The organism is Lacrimispora sp. BS-2 (assembly GCF_040207125.1).
Lineage (GTDB): Bacteria > Bacillota > Clostridia > Lachnospirales > Lachnospiraceae > Lacrimispora.
Genome location: NZ_CP157940.1, coordinates 4080766 through 4102845, shown reverse-complemented (window position 1 = coordinate 4102845; position 22080 = coordinate 4080766). Strand labels below are relative to the sequence as shown.

The 22080-nt window shown below is 39.3% G+C and carries 21 protein-coding genes; 8 read left to right on the top strand and 13 right to left on the bottom strand.

Annotated elements, in window-relative coordinates:
* Positions 1-112 precede the first annotated feature (112 nt).
* The 4 genes from ABFV83_RS19240 to srtB form a co-directional block, all read right to left on the bottom strand.
* Positions 113-1270 (bottom strand): toxic anion resistance protein, encoded by a 1158-nt coding sequence (locus tag ABFV83_RS19240; RefSeq protein ID WP_349946165.1) that lies wholly within the window; start codon positions 1268-1270, stop codon positions 113-115.
* Positions 1263-2555 (bottom strand): 5-bromo-4-chloroindolyl phosphate hydrolysis family protein, encoded by a 1293-nt coding sequence (locus tag ABFV83_RS19235; protein ID WP_349946163.1) that lies wholly within the window; start codon positions 2553-2555, stop codon positions 1263-1265. The genes ABFV83_RS19240 and ABFV83_RS19235 overlap by 8 nt, the downstream gene beginning before the upstream one ends.
* A 158-nt stretch (positions 2556-2713) precedes the next feature.
* The gene (gene glmM / locus ABFV83_RS19230) at positions 2714-4069 is read right to left on the bottom strand and encodes a phosphoglucosamine mutase (protein ID WP_349946161.1); all 1356 of its coding nucleotides are present in this window, start codon (positions 4067-4069) and stop codon (positions 2714-2716) included.
* 64 nt (positions 4070-4133) lie between these two features.
* A complete protein-coding gene (srtB, locus tag ABFV83_RS19225) occupies positions 4134-4901 on the bottom strand; it encodes a class B sortase (RefSeq protein WP_349946160.1) in 768 nt (255 codons plus the stop codon).
* Positions 4902-5045: 144 nt separating this feature from the next.
* Between srtB and ABFV83_RS19220 the strand changes: the two genes are divergently transcribed.
* Positions 5046-6245: a BTAD domain-containing putative transcriptional regulator gene (locus tag ABFV83_RS19220; RefSeq protein ID WP_349946159.1), complete on the top strand. Its 1200-nt coding sequence runs from the start codon at positions 5046-5048 to the stop codon at positions 6243-6245.
* Positions 6246-6298: 53 nt separating this feature from the next.
* The gene (locus ABFV83_RS19215; RefSeq protein ID WP_349946157.1) at positions 6299-6772 is read left to right on the top strand and encodes a methylglyoxal synthase; all 474 of its coding nucleotides are present in this window, start codon (positions 6299-6301) and stop codon (positions 6770-6772) included.
* Between the two features lie 80 nt (positions 6773-6852).
* Here ABFV83_RS19215 and ABFV83_RS19210 read toward each other — a convergent pair whose 3' ends face one another.
* Positions 6853-7383 (bottom strand): HD domain-containing protein, encoded by a 531-nt coding sequence (locus tag ABFV83_RS19210; protein ID WP_349946155.1) that lies wholly within the window; start codon positions 7381-7383, stop codon positions 6853-6855.
* 614 nt (positions 7384-7997) lie between these two features.
* A complete protein-coding gene (locus tag ABFV83_RS19205; RefSeq protein WP_349946154.1) occupies positions 7998-8264 on the bottom strand; it encodes a hypothetical protein in 267 nt (88 codons plus the stop codon).
* A 180-nt stretch (positions 8265-8444) separates the two neighbouring features.
* Here ABFV83_RS19205 and ABFV83_RS19200 point away from each other — a divergent pair, with 180 nt between their 5' ends.
* Both ABFV83_RS19200 and ABFV83_RS19195 read left to right on the top strand, forming a co-directional pair.
* Positions 8445-8972: a hypothetical protein gene (locus tag ABFV83_RS19200; protein WP_349946152.1), complete on the top strand. Its 528-nt coding sequence runs from the start codon at positions 8445-8447 to the stop codon at positions 8970-8972.
* Between the two features lie 66 nt (positions 8973-9038).
* The gene (locus ABFV83_RS19195; protein WP_349946150.1) at positions 9039-9449 is read left to right on the top strand and encodes a hypothetical protein; all 411 of its coding nucleotides are present in this window, start codon (positions 9039-9041) and stop codon (positions 9447-9449) included.
* Positions 9450-9663: 214 nt separating this feature from the next.
* Here the strand turns inward: ABFV83_RS19195 and ABFV83_RS19190 are convergent, their stop codons facing one another.
* Entirely contained in the window at positions 9664-10197 is a 534-nt protein-coding gene (locus tag ABFV83_RS19190; RefSeq protein WP_349946148.1) for an AAA family ATPase, read from the bottom strand.
* Positions 10198-11175: 978 nt separating this feature from the next.
* Here ABFV83_RS19190 and ABFV83_RS19185 point away from each other — a divergent pair.
* A complete protein-coding gene (locus ABFV83_RS19185; protein ID WP_349946147.1) occupies positions 11176-11352 on the top strand; it encodes a hypothetical protein in 177 nt (58 codons plus the stop codon).
* A gap of 257 nt (positions 11353-11609) precedes the next feature.
* Positions 11610-12068, top strand: a complete 459-nt coding sequence (locus tag ABFV83_RS19180) for a hypothetical protein (protein WP_349946145.1) — start codon at positions 11610-11612, stop codon at positions 12066-12068.
* 364 nt (positions 12069-12432) lie between these two features.
* Here the strand turns inward: ABFV83_RS19180 and tnpA are convergent, their stop codons facing one another.
* From tnpA to ABFV83_RS19160, 4 genes are all read right to left on the bottom strand, one after another.
* Positions 12433-12888 carry an IS200/IS605 family transposase gene (gene tnpA / locus ABFV83_RS19175; RefSeq protein WP_349946144.1) on the bottom strand — a complete coding sequence of 152 codons (456 nt, stop codon included), beginning with the start codon at positions 12886-12888 and terminating at the stop codon, positions 12433-12435.
* Between the two features lie 649 nt (positions 12889-13537).
* The gene (locus tag ABFV83_RS19170) at positions 13538-13768 is read right to left on the bottom strand and encodes a hypothetical protein (RefSeq protein ID WP_349946142.1); all 231 of its coding nucleotides are present in this window, start codon (positions 13766-13768) and stop codon (positions 13538-13540) included.
* A 248-nt stretch (positions 13769-14016) separates the two neighbouring features.
* A complete protein-coding gene (locus tag ABFV83_RS19165; RefSeq protein WP_349946140.1) occupies positions 14017-14778 on the bottom strand; it encodes an MBL fold metallo-hydrolase in 762 nt (253 codons plus the stop codon).
* 205 nt (positions 14779-14983) lie between these two features.
* The gene (locus ABFV83_RS19160; RefSeq protein WP_349946139.1) at positions 14984-16324 is read right to left on the bottom strand and encodes a hypothetical protein; all 1341 of its coding nucleotides are present in this window, start codon (positions 16322-16324) and stop codon (positions 14984-14986) included.
* 262 nt (positions 16325-16586) lie between these two features.
* On the opposite strand from ABFV83_RS19160, the gene ABFV83_RS19155 reads away from it, so the two are divergent.
* Positions 16587-17024 (top strand): cupin domain-containing protein, encoded by a 438-nt coding sequence (locus ABFV83_RS19155; protein WP_349946137.1) that lies wholly within the window; start codon positions 16587-16589, stop codon positions 17022-17024.
* 280 nt (positions 17025-17304) lie between these two features.
* Positions 17305-18018: a hypothetical protein gene (locus ABFV83_RS19150; RefSeq protein ID WP_349946136.1), complete on the top strand. Its 714-nt coding sequence runs from the start codon at positions 17305-17307 to the stop codon at positions 18016-18018.
* A gap of 81 nt (positions 18019-18099) precedes the next feature.
* On the opposite strand, the gene ABFV83_RS19145 is transcribed toward ABFV83_RS19150, so the two are convergent.
* Together ABFV83_RS19145 and ABFV83_RS19140 are read right to left on the bottom strand one after the other, a co-directional pair.
* Entirely contained in the window at positions 18100-19116 is a 1017-nt protein-coding gene (locus ABFV83_RS19145) for a LacI family DNA-binding transcriptional regulator (RefSeq protein WP_349946134.1), read from the bottom strand.
* 793 nt (positions 19117-19909) lie between these two features.
* A complete protein-coding gene (locus ABFV83_RS19140) occupies positions 19910-22009 on the bottom strand; it encodes a methyl-accepting chemotaxis protein (RefSeq protein ID WP_349946133.1) in 2100 nt (699 codons plus the stop codon).
* Positions 22010-22080 lie beyond the last annotated feature (71 nt).

The window sequence follows — 22080 nt, the reverse complement described above, 5'->3', positions numbered from 1 at the left end:
CATACCGTACTCTGACAGTGTGTCATGGTAAAGTGTTATGTTATTATAGCACGACTAAAAAAGACTTACAACAGAAAAATTAATTTTCTGTTGTAAGTCTTTTTTACCTTTATTATTTACTAAGCTGTAAAAGCTTGGATTTCAGCTCGCCTTCCATCCGGCTTAATTCCACTTCTGCTTCCCGGCGTTTTGTCCTGCCCTCCGCCTGGATCCGAACCACTTCATCCAAAGTCGTTATAAGGGATTCATTGGTTTTCTTAAGTGTCTCCATGTCAACGATTCCCCGTTCTGATTCCTTTGCAGTCTGAATGGTGGCAGTCTTTAATACTTCTGCATTCTTCTTCAAAAGCTCGTTAGTCATATCCGTCACTTCCCGCTGAGCCTTTGCCGCCTGCTCGGAATGACTGATTCCGATGGCAAGCACCATCTGGCTCTTCCACAAAGGAATGGTGTTCACCAGGGTGGACTGTATCTTTTCCGTCATTAAGGTATCATTGTTCTGGACCAGACGGATCTGAGGAGCCATCTGAATGGATATCATGCGGGTAAGCTCCAGGTCATGAAGCTTCTTCTCAAAACGGTTCAGCATGGAAGATAAATCATTGGCTGCCTGGGCATCTTCCGGAAGCCCGGTTTTTGCCGCCCGTTCCAAAAGTGCCGGCAGTTCTTCCTGCTGCACCTTGGCAAGCTTCTTTTTCCCCGCCAGGATATACATGGTAAGCTCTTTAAAATACGTAGTGTTTAAGTCATACATTTTATCCAGAAGGGCAATGTCCTTTAACAGCTGGATCTGATGATTCTGAAGGACCTTGCAGATCTGGTTTACATTGGTTTCTGCCGTGGCATACCTGGCCTTAATACCTTCCACCCGGTTTACACTTTTTTTGAAAAAACCGAAAAGACCCTTTTCCTCTTCTTCCACCTCAATGCTCTTAAGCTCTACGACCACCTCTGACAGGATCTGTCCCACTTCCCCCAGATCCTTGGACTTTACATTATCAAGGGCCGCTTCTGAGAAGTCGGCAATCTTTTTCTGGGCTCCGGCTCCATACTGAAGAATCAGATTGGAATCCCTTAAATCAATCTTTTCCGCAAAGTCAGTAACTAGTCTTTCTTCTTCCGGCGTTAAGTCGGCTGCCGGCACTTCCTCCACCTCTTTAAGAACACTTTCCGTCTGTACCAGCCGGGATTCTTCCACTCCGCCGGCACTAAGGGGAGACAAAGTCAGTTCCGGCGCTTCCTTTAACATCTCTTCAATATCCTTACTCATTCTTCATACCTCCTGTAAAATCACTTTCCGCCCAGCCATCCTTTTTTAACATAGTCTGGATCACTGACGCATCTGTGGAAACATCTAAGGCGGCATCCTGGTAAAGATCATCAAGCAGCCGCTCAAAGGCCTGGTTTATCGTGTCAAGAGTTCTCTCTATCTCAGCCTTTGCAGAAGAGATATTGGCTCCCTGGGTCCCTACGCTGTCAAAATCACGGTACGCATTTACCAGCTTTACTGTTGTTGGAAGGTAATATTCCATAAAGCGCTCCATCTCCCCGATCCGTACCGGATGCCTGGAAACGGATTCAAAAATCCTGCGGATCACATGCTCCAGATTAGAGATCTTCTGGGAAATCACTTCTCCCGGAATGGCATCATTTGCCTCCCTTAATATCCTTAAATAATTCTGGCCGGCGGCCATCATCTGTTTTATTTCCTCAGAAGGAGCATCTTCCTTTTCTCTTTCTCTGGCATCTTCAAGCTCTCTCTCCTTAAGAGCCTTCTGGCATTCCAGATACTGCCTGTAAGTGGATTCGCTTAAGATCAGACAGGTCTTCTGTTCATCCAGATAAGCCTGCTTAAAAATTCTAAGCTTGATCATCTTTTGGACGTCCTTCAATACAAAATCACGGGATCTTCCAATGCTTACTGCCAGTTCCTCTATGCTGCAATACATTCGCTTTCCTGACTGCTTTGCATAAATCCTGGCCCTCTTTAACCGGTCCCGGATGGCGATTCCTGTGCGGAGCATGAAACCGGAGGCGCCGCCTAATAAGAGTAAGAATACGGTTGCCCCCGCAACTGTCCAGATAACCGGCTTCACGACCAGAGCCACAATCCAGACAACAAAAAGCAGAATCAGGATTATGCCGATGCCAATACTTCCAAACACCGTATACAAAATACCTGCTACACGGCCCGTCTGATTTAACTGCACCACTTCACTCTGCCCGTCACCGGTTCTTTTCTGAACATCCCGGCTGGTCTGAAACGCCCGGTAGCCCGGCCCGTCTTCATGACTCCCCCTTTGGACCGATGATCCGCTCCATTCAGTCTTCCGGTATGATTCCGTTCTTACCGTTCTTTGGCTGCTAAAGCTGCCGGGCGATATGTTCTTTCCAAACTCCGCCCCCTTTATAAACTGGCTTCTGGCTTCCTCTAAGGCAGAATTAACCGTATCGGATATGGTTCTGTTCAGTTGGTTAAAATCCATGGAGTCAATGGCATTCTGCACCGAATCCTTGATCTGGTCTCCTAAATTTGAAAATTCTTTATTATCCATATATCCTGGTCTCCCAAAAACAATTTGTAGCATCAGGCTTTAATCATATCATGAATTGTCCTGATTTACAATTACGCATAACTGCAAAAAAATAGAAAGCTTCCAAAGCCGGAAGCTTCTCCGGACTTCGGATCACTTTCTATCCTTTTAACAATCTTCTAGGAAAGCAGATGCCCCTTTTCTTTCATTACCTCAATCACCTGATCCACATATTTCTCGCAGGTATCCAGATCAGCGGCCTCCACCATGACACGTACCACCGGCTCTGTACCGGACTGACGCAGAAGAATCCTTCCGCTGTTTCCAAGGCTTTCCGCCACCTTTTCCACTTCAGCCTTTACCGCCTTATCATCCTGAGCCGCGGTCTTATCGTGGACACGGACATTTTTAAGTACCTGGGGATAGATCTCAAGCTCGGAAACCAGCTTCCCAAGGCTCTCCTTCTTTTCCAGAATGACTTCCATTACCTTTAAGGAGGTTAAGATACCGTCTCCCGTGGTAGCATGCTTGCTGAAAATAATATGGCCGGACTGCTCCCCGCCTAGGCAGTTTCCGTTTGCCACCATGTTTTCATATACATATTTATCACCTACCGCAGTTTTCTCATATTCAATGCCTTCCCGCTCAAAGGCTTTATAAAGACCGAAATTGGACATGATGGTGGTCACCACCTTATTATTCTTAAGGGTCCCCTGTTCCTTCATATACTTGCCGCAAATATACAGGATGGCATCTCCATCCACCACTTCTCCGTTCTCATCCACGGCAATGCACCGGTCCGCATCTCCGTCATAGGCAAAGCCCACGTCAGCTCCTACCTCTTTTACAAACTTCTTAAGCTGTTCGATGTGGGTAGAACCGCAGCCTGTATTGATGTTTAAGCCATTGGGCTCATTGCTGATCACATGGGTCTCAGCTCCCAAGGCGTCAAAAACGTTCTTGGCAATGGCGGAAGCACTGCCATTTGCACAGTCCAGAGCCACCTTTTTGTTCTTAAAGGATCTGGTAGCTATGGAAATCAAATAGCCGATGTAGCGGTTTCTTCCTGCAGCAAAGTCTACGGTGCGGCCAATCTTATCACGTTTTGCCAAAGGCAGCTCCCCGATCTCGCCATCCAGATACTTTTCAATTTCCAGGATCACGCTCTCTTCCAGCTTCTCGCCCTTTTCGTTAATTACCTTGATCCCATTGTCATAGTAGGGATTGTGGCTGGCGGAAATCATGATTCCGCAGGAAAATCCTTCGGTGCGCACTACATAAGATACGCTTGGAGTAGTGGTAACGTGAAGCAGGTACGCATCGGCTCCGGATGCGGTAAGGCCCGCCACCAGAGAATATTCAAACATGTAGCTGCTGCGTCTTGTATCTTTTCCAATGACAATCCTGCATACTTCTTCCGGATTCTTCTGCCCATAGTACCAGCCCAAAAAACGGCCTACCTTAAAGGCATCCTCCACCGTCAGCGTTACATTGGCTTCCCCGCGGAAACCATCTGTTCCAAAATATTTTCCCATATAATAATATCTTCCTTTCATCAGTCTGCAGTTCATACAGAACAATATGTATGCTTATAACCCTCTAATTTTCACCCTGAGGCAATTCACAGGCATATAGAATGGTTCTTGCATCATTAAACTCATAGCTGCAGGTTACAAAAGACCAGAGCTGCCTCACCGGTTCTTCCGGCTTCTGCAAAAACAGGCCGCTCTTTGTCATCTCCTCCACATATGCCTGAAAGCTTTCCTCTGTTTCAAACACGGTCTTCCGGCGGATAGGGGAGGAATCCGTATAGAGGGCTGTGATGGGCTTTAAATGGTATTCCCTCTCCGGTGTATAAATAAAAATATCCTGATGTTCTTTAAAAAAAGCCTCATCCTTGTACTTTATGATGTCCTTAAACATGGATCCGTTTTTCATATGATGCCCGTATATTATGTTATGTCTTCCGGAAAAATCAGGTTCGCTTTCATAATCAAGGTAAATGGCACCGGCCACGTTTTTCTTGCCTTCAAAATCCGTATCCAGATAAGTTTCATTGTTATCCGTTTGTACAATGGGGTAGTCGATTACCGTACCCTCGATCCTGATCCAGCCCACAATATCAGGGTTGATTGTTTTCAGTTTCTCAAAATCAATGGGGGAAACATAGGCAGAGCTTGTTTCTGCTTCCGGGACGCTGGCCTTTATTTCTCCGGCCGTAGTCTCCCTTGCAAGCTCCGCGAGACTTTCATACTGCTGTTTGGCATGATCTCTCGTTTTAAAGTCAGAATAGAGCATTCCTACACCCACAGCCAGAAAAATAACTGCCATGATAAGAACGCCAAAGGCCATTTTTTTATTTTTCATGCTCATTCCCGCTTTCTCACATGTTTTAATCCTCCCTAAGTATACCTTATTTTTACAAAAATCACAATCTTTTATAAGCAATGCTAGACTTTTCCACTTTTTTTCTATATACTAAAAAAAGAAAATGTTAATATGGAGACATTTATGAAAAATCAAGAAGCTATTATTCATGTAAATATGCTGGGAGGATTCTCCATATCCATGGGAGACAGGACAATCGTAGATCAGAATAATCAGGCAAAAAAGCCCTGGAGCCTTTTAGAATATCTTATTACTTTTCGAGGCCGGGATATTCCTGTAGAAGAACTGATTGATCTGTTTTGGAAGGATGAAACCAGCAATAACCCGGCAGGAGCCTTAAAAACCTTAATGTTCCGTGTACGTAAACTTTTAGAGCCATTGGAATACCCTACACAAGAACTGGTGTTCCAAAACCGCAAGGCCTACGGCTGGACAAGAGGCCTTACAACGGTCTGTGATACCGATCTGTTTGAAGATCTGTGTGTTCGATTGGAGACCCCCGGCCTTTCCGAGGATGACCGCTTATCCCTTTGCCTGGAAGCCTTTGCCCTGTACAAGGGAAATTTTTTACCAAAATCCGAGTGGGAATCCTGGGTTGTGCCAATTCACACCTATTATCACACCCTATATCAAAAACTGATTCAAAAAACTTTGTTCCTTCTGGAAAAAAGAAAGGATTATCCCACTATCATCGATGTATGCCAGCAGGCCATTGCCATTGATTCCTACTGTGAGGAAGCTCATTATTACCTGGTCTACGCACTGTATCAAAGCGGAAACCAGCTTATGGCCATGGAACATTACCATCATGTGACGGACATGTTCTATAACGAATTTGCCATCACTCCCTCCATTCGCTTTAAGGACCTATATAAGCTTATCAGCGATAAGAAACATGGAATTACCATGGATTTAAGTACCATACAGGAGATCCTTTCAGAGGGCGGCACGAACAGCGGAGCTTTTTGCTGTGAACCCTCTGTGTTCCGGGACATCTATCAGCTGGAGACAAGAGCAATCCAGCGTACTGGCGACTCCATTTTCCTATGCCTGCTGACCATCAGCAATTTAAAGGGAGAGCTTCTAAAGCCTGCGGTCCAGACACGGGCAATGGATGAACTTGGTGATTCCATCCGCAAATCCCTGCGAAGGGGAGATATCTTTTGCCGCTACAGCGTAAGCCAATACCTTTTGCTTTTACCTACGGCAACTTATGAAAACGGCGAGTTAGTCTTAAAGCGTATTATTCAGAACTTTAAAAGAGAATATTCAAGAAAAGATCTTTCCATTACTTATTCATTGCAGAGTATCATACCAAACTAAGCCTTATAGCTTAAGGATACATAAAGGAAGCAGCTGCTTACAGGAGGAATCGGATGTTATCAAATGACTTTATTACATTCACACTGGAAAAGAAAAAAAGTATTGCGCTGATCGCTCATGACAACGAAAAGCACGCACTGATCGAATGGTGCAAGGAGCACAAGACGGCTCTGGAAAAACATACTCTCTGCGGCACCGGAACAACGGCACGGATGATCACTGATCAGACAGGTCTTCCGGTAAAGGGCTATAACAGCGGCCCCCTGGGAGGGGACCAGCAGATCGGAGCAAAGATCGTGGAAGGAAGGATCGATCTGGTCATCTTCTTTTCCGACCCTCTTACCGCACAGCCTCACGACCCGGATGTGAAAGCACTCTTACGTATTGCCGAGGTTTACGATATCCCCATTGCCAACACCAGGGCAACCGCCGATTTCATCATCACCTCGCCGCTTATGGATGAGACCTACGAGCATCAGGTCATCAACTTTCACAAAAACATTGCGGACCGGGCAAAAAAACTGTAAGGATCCTTGCATACGAAGCAACAGAAGGCAGAGCTTTTTCCACATTTAAGCTCTGCCTTTTTTCTGTATCTGTTCATATTCTATTCAAAAACCTTTTCGCACAATTTTACATATTCCTGATAAGCAGGAAATTCCTCAAGGCCTGTAAGGCGTTTTGCAACCCCTTTGTAATACCAGGCATGTTCTGACTTGTTTTTTTCGTTAAAGCGCTGCCAAATGTCATCTCCCACTAAATAATAATCTCTTGCAGTCGCCCTTAAATTACTCAGCTTGTCCGCCAGAACAAGGATCTTGCTCTCTTTGGAAGCCTTTTCCAGATGTTCAAGTGTGGCGCATTTGCGTTCCTTCCAGCACTTCGTCTTATCTTCTGTTTCTTCCATTACCAGTTCAGCCACCCGAAGTCCGAATTTTTCCTTAAGCTCTTCCTCTGTAACACCAGTATCCTCCACCACATCATGAAGAAGTGCGGCGCAGATCAGCTCTTCATCCGTTACCATCAGCGCAACGATGACTGCTGTCTCCAAGGGATGGACGATATAGGGAATCTTCGTCCCTTTCCGAAAGGTCCCTGCATGGGACTTGGTTGCAAATGCAACAGCTTTCTCGACCATACTGACTCTCCTTTTATTCTTTCTTAGGCATAGCCGTTCAGTTAGCCAAAGGCGGACCGAACCTCTTTAATATATTAACACAAATTATTTCGATTTAATAGATGAACTTGTAAGATTCATGATAAAACCGTGATTTTTAGACTTGCTGCGTTCTCGAACTATCGTTATTCAAATGCAGTCAAAATGCAGCCAGAAATCTGGTATTTCGGACCTGTAAAAATTTGCAGTTTTGTGTCAATTTTTCAGACATTAACAATTAATCCACAATTGTTTCCACATTATTGTGGATAAGTGTCGTTTTAGGTGTCAAAAAGGGGGTGTCCAGGCGCCTTCATATTTATTATTTTTTAATACTGCCAATGTAATTTAATAATATCAATATAAATACTTATTGTCAGTATAGATTTTACAAATGTTAATGCATTCATTGGCTTGTATACTTTTTTAAAGTTTTTAAGGGTTTTCAAATATCTTTTGTGCCTGTTCCTCAGGAGTCCCCAAATTTTACAGTCTCATTTGCTCCGCCGTCTCAAAATTCAACCACAACAGTTCCACTCTCTTTATGGCAATAAAAACTGCCAGCTTTATACTGATAGTTGGCAGTTTCATAATCATTATTTTATTTTTCCACTTATAACAGCATCTGCTTTTTCATAATCCACCTTTCTGACAAAGATAATATATTGGTATTCCAACTCCAAATTTTCTCCAAACGTCCCTGTTCTTGCTCTGGAACCTGCATCAAATGGCGATGGGCTCTTTCTATTGATTACATTGATGGAATAAGGAATTTTAAATTGACTCAATAAATCACGAACTTCCGCTTGCTTTTTCATGTCGTAAGTACTAATCAACTCTTTACGATTGAATATGGTAATCATCTTATTCCTTCTTTCACTTTTTAATACCATATTACTCTCAAAACTGGTAACTATCAATATTAAGTTCTCAATGTGCCATAATTCTTTAAATCTTCGTTTAATTAACGAGTTTCTTAGAATAAATACCTTTTGGAAATAATACCTTTTATTAATTAAGCCAACTCTCAATAAGGTAGAGTTATGAAAAATTGGAAGAATTTAATTATATACTTGGTTTTAGTCTGTTTTTTGGTACTATCGATATCTGCCAATTTTATTAATAAATATAAAACTCAAAGCACATTTGATGTTGATATCACTTCCCCTGCTGAGATAAAGGATGAATTGATAATAGGACTCTTTATAGAGGATATTACATCCGCCTCTGACAGCTTTTACGACGAATATTTTACAATGACCCCAGCTATTTATAATTATGAAATAAAAGTTCAAAAGATCTCAAAGGAACTTAGAAAAATAAATATCACTTTTGGTATCAATCCAATGATAGGGGCACATGATCCAGTTGGATATGACGAAGCATCATATCAGATAGATTCATCTGGAAATAAAACATTTATTAGCTTTGCGCATTTAAAAACATACGATATTCCCGATCATTTAAAGAATATAATAAAAAAAAGAATTACCTTAAATACTACTTTTTTCTATTTGCTGATCCATAGTATTTACCTCTTGGATATGTTTAATTACTTGATAAAAATGTAACATAAATATTATTTATTAATACAATAGTATTATAATTATTTTAAATTAAAGGATTATAATTGTCTTATGGATGATACCAATCAAAATTACGATACTGATAGCACTGAGACTTCAAGTAGCTTAGATAATCTCCTATTAACCTATGGTGAGACAATACGACTGTCTGCCGAATGTACTACAGACCCAACAACAATCCGAAATGAAAGGAAAAGTTGTCGATCAAGAGAAGATATATTTCAATGTCCCCAAGGCTTTTTTTTAGATAATCATAATATGCAAAGTACAATTAATAAAAATGGATCAGAAAATGAGGTTTTTTTAATTTTTTCAAATTATATACAGCCTTTTCCTAATGTACCTGAAATTGAATATCCGACAAAAGTCATATTATATGTTACTGCTAGAAGTCCAAGATGTTCTGGATGTCGTGGTTGGACAAAAGCAGTTTATGATATACATTTATTACGTTTTAATTAGGCCATTAAGATAAAACGTTTTAAATTACTTTACTATCCTGGCAAGACTATGATTTAAGCCTTGCCAGGGATAATAAATCATGACCAGTTTCGGTAAACTTGCAATCTTCCAATATATTGAATAGTTCCATGCCAGTGGCTCTGGCCTCCTTTCCTATTGCTCCATTAAATTTCAATTTGCTTGACCAACTTTAAGTGATGGGAAATTTAGAATCTTACAACATACTTATAATTTTATATGCACGCTCAATTACACTTCCTGATGGAATTTTTATACACGTATATCCAAAAGATTTATACGTTTTTTCATGAATATGCTCAAAACGTAAGGCTTCCTCAAAGTTGATTTTTCTTGCCTCTGAGGGCTGACAAAACCCCAAGTTTTCAATAAAGAAAACCGTCTTCTGATAGATACATTCATTCTCAATTCTTCTTATTTCTTCCATAATATCTTTAGATGGTTGATATCCAAGATATTTACTTAGAGCATATGTACAAAAAACTGAGCGGTCATACATTTGAACTTCAGATGGAAGAGTTGAAAGCTGTACTTGCCTTTGTTTTTGCAATTTTACCATTTTATTAATAAAGGACGCATCCTTCCATGGTTCAGCTTTGCCTTGCACTTGCTCTAAAGCAATTATATCAGTTGCAGCTTCTTCCACAACCAAATAACCCATTGTTTCTAATAATCTAATAATTGAAGTTTTTCCACTACCTGGTGTGCCTGTTAAAATATATCGTCTCATAAATACCTCCTATACAAAGTTTTATACTTGGTATAATGGAATGGGATTTTATTCTAGATTGCTTGATGATTTTTGAAATGATTTCATATAATTTTTTGATATATAGAATGGCTTTTTTATAGAAAATATTATATCAAGTATTTTTTGTAAGTCAAACGATTTTTGGTTTTCAGCCCACCAAGTTCACCTTTTCATCTATAAAAGCACTCAAAAAAGGGCGAGAAATCATCTCTTTTGCCCAAATTTTTTGCTCATCTTTAGACCAAAGAGCCACAAACCTCCTCTTGTTATGGTTCCTGTTCGTAAAGGGGAGATATATTGTTCTACCCTTGATTGGCAAACGGCAGCTCCGTAATCCGTGGGTATGGCTTCTGACAAATTGGCATTGCTAGACACCGTCATACAATGCCAATACGTTAACATGAATAATATCATAATTGTAAAAAACATTATCAGTGCTTTTTCAAATGATAAGTCAATGCCATCTCAATACATAAAGCAAACTCATTAGTTGGTAATTCTTTGTTTGGATCCATTACGATAGCCCGATTTTTGGAAAACTCTAAATTGCTATGAAACATTATTCTAAAATTATTAACCAACTAGTTTGACAATGAAAGAATATAGCAACTTATCCTCGCCAAATCTGTCTAGACGTATCGGAGAACCCGCTTTTGTTTGTACAGTTGAATAAGTTGGTTGTCCCCATTTCAGACTTTCCTCAAACTCACCGACTTCAGGAATTCTGCTTGCTACATTATAAATCATTTCCCTTATTTGCATCAGGGGTTCTCGATATTCAATAGGATTGCTATTGAATACTTTTTCTACTCTGATATCTATAATATGACCTCCTTCAACTAAATGCTAATTTTTCATAATATGTTCTTTCCTGCTCCATTGAGCTAAATCCTTAACATTTTGTATATTATTTTTTTGTTCTGCAGACACTACTAAAAAGCGAAAGGAGCATCAATATTGAATAACAAAGATATATCTTCCAACAAACAGGGCAGTGCTACAGTCAATAATGTGAGTAATAAAAATGTCACCCATACAGATCATCGTTCGAAAACCGCACCATATAGCGATTATATTGATCCATTTTATACTCCTCCAGGTGAAGGCCCTAAACCTAGAATTACATCCAATTAGGCATCATCCAGCGACGCAAGGGAGGGTTAAATCTCCCTTGTTATTCTTTGCATCATCTTTCCAGCACCTGTTATGCATTCCTGGCAGATCTTACAGTGGGAGCATTTGGCCTTTTCAATCAGCTTTTGTCGTGTACCATAGTTAGATTTCTCTCTTCTGTAAATACTAAATAGCTAGAACATTAAAACATTGCAAAATCTTTTCTAAATGTATATAATAAAATTGGAACTTTTTTACAGCCAGAAAGGAGCAATGTTATGAGTAAACCGAATGAATTTGAAACTACTGATATCAATGATTCACCGTTCCTCGCAATGCATCCTGAACAATTATCTGTTCTTAAAACAGCACCAGTTAAAACCACAGATGAACCAAAAGTTTTAAAAGCTCCATCAAATACCAATCTACTTGGAGATGCTCCGTATGTACCGGAAGGTTTTCTTTTATGGGTCGATGTAAACATGTCCATAAAATTAAAAACCAATGATCATCCTGAAGGTGAATGGATTACTCTTTGGTGTGACGACGAACCATCGCCTTCCCGTTCAGAGGGTAAATACTTTTTCTGGACATGGTGGAAATCCAATTGGAATAACAATAAAGAGCTTTTAACTAAGAAAGGTATTCCAATTATTGATTCCCACCATTATTCAGTTGCTCCTTGTGACATTTCAATTCCTTTTGAATACGTAATAGAAGACGTATATAATAAGTAACTATTATTGAGCCATGGCATCATTTCCATGGCTCTTTTTATTATCTATATATTCAAGCAGGTCTAACTGTTTCTGGCTATCGTCAATCCTAATGTTTGTCTATTCGCACTCCCACTTTCTGATACTGGCATAAGCTCGTATATGGATAAGCTGACATCGTTGTGCTATGAGCATTAGCTTTTGGGTCTTTAAGTTTGTAATTCTGATTTACAGCAATCATGACCACCCGTAAAAACGGGTGGTTTGCACTAAGGCTGTAAGCCTTTGTTACCGGCCAGCGCCTCAAGACGCTGGCTTTCACTTCGTTCAAGCCACTATGCCTTTGCCACCTTTGCTGCCTCTAAAGAGGCGTTCGTAATACCTTCTAACCCTTAAAAGGGTCCTCGTATTCCTTTACGCTTAATTTATCCACCATGATATCGTGTTTCTCCTGTTCTTCTATATACTTTTTGATGGTGGCTTCATTCAGTCCTACCGTGCTCACATAATATCCTTCCGACCAAAACTTTCGATTCCCAAATTTATACTTTAAATTTGCATGCTTATCAAACATCATAAGAGCACTCTTTCCTTTTAAATATCCCATAAAACTGGATACACTCATTTTAGGTGGGGTACTTAACAGCATGTGTACATGATCTGGCATGATATGTCCTTCTATAATTTCTACACCTTTATAGTTACATAACTGCTTTAATATGTCACGGAGGCTTTCTTTGTATTGATAATATATTATTTTTCGTCTATACTTAGGTGTGAACACGATGTGATACTTGCACATCCATTTTGTATGTGCAAGACTGTTACTCTTGTTTGCCATTAAAATCACCTTTCCTTTCGTTATATAGTAGCTTGAACAACTCTATTATAACGGAAAGGTGATTTTTTTGTATAACACGCGACGCGCACCCGCATAGCGGGTGGTTTATATTTCGCACGCTATGCGTGCTCAACAGGGTCACGACCCATAATAAAAAACTACTAACCCAATATTGATAGTTAGTAGTTGATGATTAATATAATAAAATTAAACAAACTTACCAATATACAATCCATGCAGACTTGCTCCCAAAATACTTGGCTCTTCGCATGTTGAAATATGGTATCCGAACCATTTATCAAAATTGTCATTAGAAGCAGCTTTCAATTTACCATTTAAAGCATATGCCATGCCGTCTGCCACAGCCAAAAAAACTGCATTTTCTTGGTTGAAAGAAAAATCGAAAAGATGCCGAAAAAGATTCACTAATCCTTTGTATTGCAAGGATACTGCAGGGGATGCGAGAATCAAGGATTGCCCTACGGCATCTCGTCTTCGCCTTGCCCCTTGATTATTTTTAAAATTAACAAATGTAAAATTAATCTTTACCTCTTATGGTTTTTTATATATTTTATAATTAAAACAATAACAATTATTACTAAAGAATAATTCATAACTGACCAAATGTAATCAATTAATCCCATGATAATCACCATATTATAGCTGCATCCCCAGACATACGAATCGGCTTGCTATTAAGTTTTAACAATCCATCTATTGAAAAATAATTATCAAGTGTTCCGTCATTATAAACATGTACATCTTTTCCACTAGAAGAAATTGTTGCACCAATACTATTTTCCGACCAATCAAAATCTAACGAAAAACCAGCAAATGGTGTATATTGGCCAAAGCTGGTTAATCTTTTTTTCATTTTCATCAATTTAAATTCCTCCTTTGATAAATGCATACTTTAACAGTTTCATTTTAAATATATAATCGCAAACACAATTTAATTGACATAAAACCACAAGCTTTCATCTAAAAATGGGATACCAAAGGCAGTATCATCTTACTGTAGGTCATAATGACAGTATGAGGACGTGAGACACCCTGCTGAATGTTGCAGATTAGTCTGCCGCTGTCGTTAATATACCAGATCAACCATCAACAGAAATTCAATGGATATCAGAGCCAAACAGCCCAATCCCCGTAATCAAAGGTGCCGCTGCCATGATGAAGGTTGCCATCGGCTTTCAACTGGCGGAAAGCGTCCCGCATACGTCCCAGAATCTCCGGTTGAATGTTCAGACTGTGATGAGCCGGAAATACTTTTTTCACGGGCAATACCGCTATCTTTTCAAGAGACGCAAGATATGCCTGCGGGTCGGTAGATGGGTAGTACGCAAACAGCGTGTCTTTGTAGACAAGATCACCAGTAAATAAGTATCCTCTTTGCGCTTCCCAAAAACATAGATGCCCTGGAGAGTGCCCTGGTGTATGTAGCACAGTAATCTTACGTCCACCCAGATCGATGATATCACCGTCTTGTAGTACCCGTGCAGGCATTCCCTGAAAGAACTTGTAGGCGTTGACGTCATAGCCCTCAGGCAAATCGCAGCGATCTATGACCATATTCCGGATAGTATCCATTGTCAGAGGGAATTTGCCGTTCAGCCAGCTTAGTTCCGCCTCATGCGCGTAGAAATCCGGGTAGTATTCGTGTCCGCCGATATGATCCCAATGGATATGTGTCGCCACGGCAGTTACGGGTTTGTCTGTTAATTTTTTCACCTCTTCGGAAATGTTACAGATACCAAGCCCGGTGTCAATGAGCAAACATCGTTCTTCACCTTCAAGCAGGTAGCAGTGCGTTTCCTCCCAATGGCGGTATTCGCTGATAATGTGAGTGTCCTCATCAATTTGATCGAGTGTAAACCAGTTTTTCATTTTTATTATTCCTTTTCGCTTTGTAATAAATCAAAAGATTCTTATAAGTAGAATATCACCAAACTTACTGACTATCAATGATATGAGTGGAAAATGCATTATTTGAAAATATTTTAGAAAAAGAACTCAGCTTTTCTTAAAGGTTCTCTTTTCAATAATCATTCAAACACTTCTTTCTTCATTACCTTTCGTTTATAAATTACATCTACAACTTTATCTTTCTTATCCTCCATATTACTCCTGTGTTAGGCAAATATACATTTTGCATATCTAAATCAGAGATTGCCAAATCTGATACATACATTGAATTATCAGGTCCGAAAACAACATCAGTGGGCCTGCTCAACCCCCTATCCTCCGGAAATCCTGATTTATTTATGGCAAATGTCGATATATCTCCATTAATAACATTAACTTTCGATACCCTGTGTCCTAAACCTGAACGTATATAATCACTGGACTCTTCGTATTGGATTCCGCCAAAACACGCAATGTAAATATCGCCGATCAGTCCAAAATCTGATGACTTGTTAAAGTCAAATCCCATGATGTTGGATCCAGACGGGAAAACTGCACTTGGTGCTGGCGGGATCGATGGAATGGTATGAAGTAATGATTCTGGTTTTCTGCCTCTGATTGGATTAAATCTGGGCAATGTAACAGGAACTCCTCCTGAGTAATCTGGCCAGCCATACCATGCACCCATATTAAGCAAATGCAATTCATCCATTGCATTGGCAATCGGTCTGCTTCCTCTTGCCTCCATTCCCTGGTTTGATATGATTAGCCGGTTCAAGCTGTCAAATTTCATACAAAATGGATTACGAAGCCCCCATGCAACCTGTTCTATATTAGAGCCATCCATATTTGCCCTTAATACACTGCCGGAAGCTAAAAGTCTGCCTTCTTTTACTTGATATTGTTGGATAGTGGGAACCCCAAAGGGGGAAAAAGCTCCGGTAGCAGCCGTCTCCATGGCTGGTATCAACACATTTTTAGTTTCAAAATTTTCGTAGTTAAGGAATATAAAGGAACCTGGATAATCATGTAAATGAGGATGCTCAAGAAGCCAGCCATTATCCAGTCCTACTACTCCGGAATTCGTTGTGGTTCCCTGCCCAAAATATATTTTCTCATCAATACCAAACTCAACCCGGTTGTTGCTAAAGTCCCCATTGCTTGGCAAGCCACTTATAATATTCTGTCTTGTACCATCCGGATTAAGAACAGTTACAACTCCTCTATGGGATACATAAATGTATCCATTTTTATAATTGATTCCAGTTATGGGGACATTAAAGCCATCGGCAATAACCTCCATACTTCCATTACTTATACGCATAACCAACGGATTCATTGTAGTCATTCCGGAATCAGCAATTAACATATCACCCTTTTCTGTGAAAGCCATGCCAATTGGTGCATTTAATCCTTGAGCAAAGACTTCTATTTGATAACCTACAGGTACACTTATTCTATTGGTATCAATCTCCCTCTGTCTATATGGAGCTTGTTGCATGTATGACTTCTGCAGATACTTGTTCACAGTGAAATTCACCTTTTGTCTCCGCTTATATATATTATTTACAATATATGATAAATTTTTTAATATGATAACCACTCTGTATTAGATATTCACAGCCGGCAGGATTCCCCGATTTTTCCGGCTTCCTGGTCCGCGTTGGTAATATAATGGGGATCCAGACAGATCATCACATTTTCCTTTTTTTAGAAATTCCTTATTTTTGATAGCAGTGATATTTATGTAACATATATTAGTATAAAACATATAAAAGGTGACTTACTGCATGTCTAATTCAGAAAACTCAAACTATGATGATGCTAATATACCAACCTTCCCTTATGATTATGGGCCGAACCCTTTCATTATTGATCTCAACAAGGCGGCTCAGCAGAACGATAATTTCCGTTCGACTTTATGGACAGGAACTAATTTACAGGTTACTCTCATGAGCATTCCTGTCCATGGTAGTATTGGTATTGAGTCTCACCCTGATCTTGACCAGATTTTACGAATAGAGGAAGGGCTGGGCTTAGTTCAGCTAGGTGAAGATAAACTCTCAATGTACGGACAATATCTTGCATTTCCTAATTATATTATAATAGTACCCGCCGGTATTTTTCATAACATCATTAATATTGGCAACAGTCCACTAAAAATATCATCTTTTTATGCTCCTCCCAGTCATCCATGGAATACGGTCCAGAGAACAAGAAATTCCTGATCCTGCCTTGCAGAACAGCATTTCAACATTTTTTTGCGGCCGGCAGGACTTCCCCGATCCTGCCGGCCTCCTTTTTAATAAGGGTTTTTCAGGATACTATTCCCAGCCGGATTCGTCAAAATGCAGTCAGAGAACAAGTTAATGGCCTTCAAACACGCATGAACAGGGCATTCTGTAAGAATAAATTAAATTATTACGATTTAATAGATAATCTTGTAAGATTCATCATTTTCTGATATGCTTATAGGCGTAAAAATCATCAGGAGGAAAGGGAATCAGTATGAACCAATATAACAACCAAGTCAGATCAAACCGCAGGAAAACGCGCTCCGGCAACAGGAATGATGCAGGGCACAACGGTTTTCTATCGATCCTTCTGTTTTATGTGCTTCCTTTCATCGTTGTAAATAGCCTGATTTTTTTTCTGGTGACTTCAAAACCAAAGGGCGAGATTACGATCGGTGAAAGCAGCGATTATATATCCACAACCATGGAACTTAAGATCAATTCCCTGCTTCCTGTAAAGGGCATGGAAGTGACTTTGGACGGCACTCCTGTTGAATTGACGAAAACAGGCCTTAAGACCTATTCCACAGTCCTTACAAATAACGGTGGGCTTGAAATAAAGCTTACATCCTTTAACAAAATGAAGACCATTTTACATGAACAGGTGAATGTTTTAGATGATACTCCTCCAGTGATCAAGGACCAGGTATTTGAAGACGGAGTTCTTTCCTTCCGCTTGGAAGACACTCAGTCAGGCGTGGATTATTCCTCCATTTCCGGCTGTGATGAGGACAACCAGGATATTTCTCCCCTGTCCATAGACCGGAGTACAGGACGCGTGACCTTTGAGCTTAAAAAGGATAATTTAACCATCACTGCCAAAGACAAAATCGGCAATGAGCTTCATAGAACCTTTACCCCTCAGGGCGAAAGCATTGAAGAGGAAGAATTACAAGACCTCCAGGCAGAGGATCAGACAGAATCTTAAACTGTGCCGTATGATAAGTAAACAGAAAGAATACAAATAAAGTGGGGTTCCCGGACATGGGGCCCCACTTTATTTATATTATTAAATAGTTACTTTTCCAACCGATTCCCCTTTTAGCAGCTCCACTTCTACAATGATCTGTTCTGTAAAAGTTGTCTTAGGTTTTTCGATGGTGTTTATTAATTTTTTAGCGGCCTTCATGCCAATGGCGGCCGTATCCTGACGTATGGTGGTCAGCTTGGGATTTAATAGCTGTGAGATCCGGTTGCCATCATATCCGGCAATGGAAATATCCTCCGGAACCCTTAAATTCCTCACCCGCATTTCATTTAATCCACCTATTAAAGCCGTATCATCCTGGTATAAAATGCAGGTGGGCGGATCCCTTCTGTCCAGCAGATCCCTGGTGTATGCCATAGCCTGGCCGACATCCAGATAATCTGCTTCCAATACATATTTGTCTGGTATATGCAGATCATGGCTCTCCATAAAACGGTAAAAGCTGGTAAGCCTTGCCTTTGTAACGGCCGAACTCATCTGTCCATGTATATATGCAATCTTTCTGTGCCCATTTTCATAAATATATTCCATCAGGCACTGGATTCCTTTAATGTTATCGGATAAAACAGAGGAACAGTTTTCGTGGATGTGGTCAATGGTAACCACAGGAATATCACCTCCCAAAAGATCGATTACCTCCGGGTTATCAAAATTTACACAGGCGATTACCACACCGTCTAAATTTCTGTATTTGCAATGGTCATAATAAGAGACCTTTCTTGTTCCTATCTGACTATTGATAAACGTTACATCATACCCCTGTTTCTCCGCTTCCACCTTAAAGCCTTCCAGTACTGCAGCAAAATATTCGTGAGTCAATCCGCTGCTTGCCTCGTCAACAAACAAAACACCGATGTTATAGCTTCTGTTTGTCTTTAAAGACCTTGCGGCTGCATTGGGATAATATCCCAGCTTTCCTGCAGCATTTTTAATCCTGATTTTTGTACTTTCCCCGATGTCGCTCTGGTCATTGAGTGCTTTGCTTACTGTGGCAACAGATACTCCGCAATACTGTGCCAGTTCTTTCATAGAAGTCATATGCCTCACCCTTTTACTTAATCGTTTTCGCAATTCCAATATACTCCTTTTCAGGAGATAAATCAATATATTTTTATTCTTTATCTAACTTATATAGTTTTCAATAATATATTTTATATAAAACAACTAATCCGTAAGAATGTTGTCCCTCATTTTTCTAAATAACTCTTGTTAATTTAAAATAGCTGCTTTATTATTTCTCTATATCTCTCTTGTTTTTACTTAATCGTTTTCGTAAAATATTACTTTAACACCTTTCATGTGTCCTGTTCTGTCTCCTGTTACGTAAGCGTCAAATTAAGTACCTTAAGGGATTGTAGATTTATCTATGGAGCGCTTAACCGTTGCAACTGATTCCCAGAAACTCAGCCTTTGGATTGAACGGATTCAGGAATGCAGGGCAAGCAATCAAAACGTATCTGATTGGTGTACCCGCTCATGATGTCAGTATAAAATCCTATTATTACTGGCTTCGCAAGATCAAGCGCGAAGCGTTTGATACAATTCCTGCTGAAAGAAAACCTAAAGTTCAAACAGTTGTCTCCCAACCCTCTATGTTTGCTGAAGTTCCGGGTACTGTCACCTAGTTAAAGGATAAGTGTTTACCACTAATAATGACAATTTAAGAAAAGCAAACTTAATACATAACGATCCCCAAGCGAAAAAAGCCCGGGGATCATTTTATTAATTCACTACTTTTGAGTATTCCCAAAAATTTAGTGCAGAATTTGTAACTGCAATATAGTATTTCAGGATGGTCCAACCTACAATTATAGGGGATACTTTACTCAAGTTAGTATTTGCTATTATTATTGGCCTTTGATTCAGATAATGAGTTATATTCCTGGTTAGCATCAAAAGTGCCATATATTGTATTAGTATCATCCTTTAATTTAAATTGCTCTATGTGATGTTTTAGCAATTGGGTTTGGCTATTAAGTTCTTCGCTTGCCGCAGCACTTTCTTCGGCAGTTGCACTATTTGTTTGTACAACAGCAGAGATTTGGTCAATACCTGTAGTCACCTGTAAGACAGCATTTGCTTGTTCATTTGAAGCTTGTGCTATTTCATTAATCAGGCCAATTAACTTATCGGTACTGTCAACCACATAATACATTGATTGTGCTGTACTATCAGCAATATTTGTACCATTTTGAACCGCTTGTACTGTTTCTTCAATAAGTATCGTTGTGCTTTTTGCCGCTTCAGCTGATTTTTGTGCCAAATTTCTAACTTCATCAGCAACAACAGCAAATCCCTTTCCAGCAGCACCAGCACGTGCCGCCTCAACAGCAGCATTAAGGGCCAAGATATTTGTTTGGAATGCAATATCTTCGATTGCTTTAATAATTTTGCTGATTTGTTTAGATTTTGCATTAATATCATTCATTGCAACAATCATTTCTTGCATTTGATTATTACTGTTCTTAACTTCCTTACCTGCCGACAAGGCCTCTGTGTTGGCAAGTTGAGCATTATCAGCATTATGCTTAATTTGTTGTGAAATTTCATTAATCGTTGCAGAAAGCTCTTCAATACTGCTTGCCTGCTCGGTTGCTCCTTGTGCAAGAGCTTGTGCTCCAAAAGATACTTGTTCAGAGCCACTTGACACTTGATCTGCTGCAGAATTAAATTGAATAAGAGTATTATTTAGCTTATCCGTTGCATGTAGTAGTGATTCCTTAATTTTCTTGAAGCCTCCATCATATACTTGATTGAAACATAAGTTAAGGTTTCCATCGCCAACCTGAACTAGCAGTTCAGAAATTTCATTGATATATAAAATATATGCTTTTAATCTGACTACAGTTCTATTAAAGGAATCTGCAACAATGAAAGTTTCATCTTTTGTTTTTATATCTAAATTAACGTCTAAATTACCTTCAGCTATTTTATCAGATGCAAAAGCAAGCTTTTTCAAAGGTCTAACAATATTTATTGAAGATATATATACTGTTATGCATATTAAAAACATAATTACAACTATAATTGATAATAATAAATTACGTAAATGATTAAAATCTTGACTGAACTCTGTGTCTGATAATGTGGATAATGCCCTCCATGATAAGTCACCTATAGTCGCATTATATCCATGGATCAAATCATCGTTTAAATAATATGTAATAGCCCCTTCCTGTTTGTTCGATAGTATTTGCTTTAGATTCGAATCTAACGGTAAATCGCTTATACTTTTTAGTATGTAATCGCTATTTTTATGATAAATCACCATATTTTCTTTTGTTATAAATGTATAATATCCCGTATCTCCTAATTTAAAAGTTTGCATAATTTCATTTAAATGTTTTAGAGTCATATCAATTCCAAAACAACCCAAAACAGTTTGATTATTATAAATAGGAGCAATTATACTTATTACAACTTCGTTTGTATTTGAATCTATGTATGGCTCAGTCAAATATGCCCTTCCACTTTCTATGGTAGGGGTATACCATGGGCGGTCTGTTATAATCCAATCCTTTCCTGAAACAAATCCATCAGAAATCATTATTTGACTTGAATCTGTATCTGCAATCCAGGTTGCTAATATATTATCTTTATCAAGTGTTAAAATATCATTTAATTGTTCTTTTATTTTATTGTACTCTTCTGTTTCATTAAACTTCGTGCCAGGTATTAAACTTTCTAGAAAATCAGCAAACTCATTATTTACAGAACCTGTATCAACAATATTAATATACTTAGTAAAAAATTGATTAATTTCCCACGCTGCACTAATACTACTTCTTTTAATTACTTCTTCAGTTTTAAGACTCATATTCTTTTTTACATTGCTTAAAATCAAAAAACTTAAGACTCCAAACATTAATATAGATGGTGCTAATATCCAAACCAGCAGTTTTCGAGTAATACTTTTACTTATAAATCTCATAAAAAGCCTCCCATCTTTTGTCTTTAACAAGTTTTGTAAGTCTATTTCCATTCATTAATGGCATTTCAATA